A 2946-nucleotide genomic window follows, 5' to 3' on the forward strand; every position below is an offset into this window, starting at 1 on the left:
GTGGGAAGGGTTAATGCACGCTGCAGTCGACAGCGTTGCAGATGAGACCGTGTGTACGTGTAGTCCAGGCGTCCACTGGACCCGTTCCCGGGTCACTTAGTGGTTGCATTCGCAACCCTGATTCCAGATCCGACGAACGTGGCTACTGTGCCAGCTGGTGGATCGCTCGGCTTGAGAGCTGAAGAAGGACGTGCCAAGCTGCGAAAAGCCTGTGGGACCCGCACGGAGGGGAAGAACACAGGATTTCCGAATGGGAATCCCCACCGCAATTGCTTCGCGCAATGGGGAACGCCGAGAACTGAAACATCTCAGTATCGGCAGGAAAAGAAAACGTAACGTGATGTCGTTAGTATTGGCGAAAGAACGCGACACAGTCCAAACCGAAGCCTTCGGGCAATGTGGTGTTCGGACTGACAACCACTCCGCGACCGTCTGCAGGAAGTCTCTTGGAACAGAGCACGACACAGGGTGACAGTCCCGTATTGCAGACCAGTACCGGACGCGTCAGCTCCAGAGTAGCGGGGATTGGAAATTCCTCGTGAATCTCCCAGGCATCGACTGGGAAGACTAAACACTCCTCAAGACCGATAGCGAACAAGTAGCGTGAGCGAACGCTGAAAAGCACCCCACGAAGGGAGGTGCAATAGGGCGTGAAATCAGTTGGCGATAGAGCGACGGGGCATACAAGGTCCCGATCAAAATGACCGTAGCGCGAGCTACCAGTAAGAAGATCGGGAAGCCGGTGTTCCGTCGTACGTTTTGAAAAACGAACCAGGGAGTGTGTCTGATTGGCGAGTCTAACCCGATCATCGGGGAAGGCGAAGGGAAACCGACATGGCCGCAGCGCTTTGCGCGAGGGCCGCCGTGTTCAAGCGCGGGGAGTCAATCGGACACGACCCGAAACCGGATGATCTAGACATGGGCAAGGCGAAGCGTGCCGAAAGGCACGTGGAGGCCTGTTAGCGTTGGTGTCCTACAATACCCTCGCGTGACCTATGTCTAGGGGTGAAAGGCCCATCGAATCCGGAAACAGCTGGTTCCGACCGAAACATGTCGAAGCATGACCTCTGCCGAGGTAGTTCGTGGGGTAGAGCGACGGATTGGGGGACCGCACTCCGAGAGGAGTGCGCCCCCCTGTCCAACTCCGAACCTACGAACGCCGTTCGACGCAGGGAGTCCGGTGCACGGGGTAAGCCTGTGTACCGTGAGGGAGACAACCCAGAGCTGGGTTAAGGTCCCCAAGTGTGGACTAAGTGCGATCGAAGGTGGTCCCGAGCCCTAGACAGCCGGGAGGTGAGCTTAGAAGCAGCTACCCTCTAAGAAAAGCGTAACAGCTTACCGGCCGAGGTTCGGGGCGCCCAAAATGATCGGGGCTCAAGTCCACCACCGAGACCTAGCCGCACCCATCACAGGGTGATCGCGTAGGTCGGCGTTCTGTTCGGGTGGAAGCACGGCCGAGAGGTCGTGTGGACCGTTCAGTAACGAAAATCCTGGTCATAGTAGCAGCGTTAGTCGGGTTAGAACCCCGACGGCCGAACGAGTAAGGGTTCCTCAGCAATGCTGATCAGCTGAGGGTTAGCCGGTCCTAAGTCTCACCGTAAGTCGAGTGAGTCAACAGGGAAACAGGTTAATATTCCTGTGCCAGTGTGCACTCAAAGCCGACGCTTTGGGGCCGCCTCTGCCGGGCTTTCGCCCGGCCGAACAGTCGAAGTTCGTGGAAGCCGTAACGGCACGAAGCGAACGAATGGCTGGATAGCGCAAGAGAGGTCAACCTAGAGCCCGTGAAAAGGCGAGCACACTGTCCGTACCGAGATCCGACACAGGTACTCGTGGCGGCGAAAGCCAAGGCCTGTCGGGAGTAACCGACGTTAGGGAATTCGGCAAGTTAGTCCCGTACGTTCGCAATAAGGGATGCCTGCCACGCGAAGTGGCAGGTCGCAGTGACTCGGGCGCTCCAACTGTCTAGTAACAACATAGGTGACCGCAAATCCGCAAGGACTCGTACGGTCACTGAATCCTGCCCAGTGCGGGTATCTGAACACCCAGTACAATGGGACGAAGGACCCGTTAACGGCGGGGGTAACTATGACCCTCTTAAGGTAGCGTAGTACCTTGCCGCTTCAGTAGCGGCTTGCATGAATGGATCAATGAGAGCGCCACTGTCCCAACGTTGGGCCCGGTGAACTGTACGTTCCAGTGCGGAGTCTGGAGACCCCCAAGGGGAAGCGAAGACCCTATAGAGCTTTACTGCAGGCTGTCACTGAGACGTGGTCGCCATTGTGCAGCATAGGTAGGAGCCGGTACACAGGTACCCGCGCTAGCGGGCCACCGAGGCATCACTGAAATACTACCCGATGGTGACTGCGACTCTCACTCCTGGCGGAGGACACTGGTAGCCGGGCAGTTTGACTGGGGCGGTACGCGCTTGAAAAGATATCGAGCGCGCCCCAAGATTTCCTCACCCGTGTCGGAGACGCGGGATAGAGCGCAAGAGCATACGGAAGTCTGACAGTGTCCGGCCCAACGACGGACGCTGACGCGAAAGCGTGGTCTAGCGAACCAATTAGGCTGCTTGATGCGGCCAATTGCTGACAGAAAAGCTACCTTAGGGATAACAGAGTCGTCACCCGCAAGAGCACATATCGACCGGGTGGCTTGCTACCTCGATGTCGGTTCCCTCCATCCTGCCCGTGCAGAAGCGGGCAAGGGTGAGGTTGTTCGCCTATTAAAGGAGGTCGTGAGCTGGGTTTAGACCGTCGTGAGACAGGTCGGCTGCTATCTATTGGGGGTGTTACGGTATCTGACGGGAACGTGCGTATAGTACGAGAGGAACTACGCATGGGTGCCACTGGTGTACCGGTTGTCCGAGAGGGCACGTGCCGGGCAGCCACGCACCACGGGGTAAGAGCTGAACGCATCTAAGCTCGAAACCCACCTGGAAACGAG

At 57.6% G+C, this 2946-nt stretch carries 1 rRNA gene; it reads left to right on the top strand.

Annotation, left to right across the window (positions count from 1 at the left end):
• Window positions 1-133 precede the first annotated feature (133 nt).
• Window positions 134-2946, top strand: a 23S ribosomal RNA gene (locus tag BM113_RS21635); the annotation flags it as partial.

The organism is Natronobacterium haloterrestre (assembly GCF_900112205.1).
Lineage (GTDB): Archaea > Halobacteriota > Halobacteria > Halobacteriales > Natrialbaceae > Natronobacterium > Natronobacterium haloterrestre.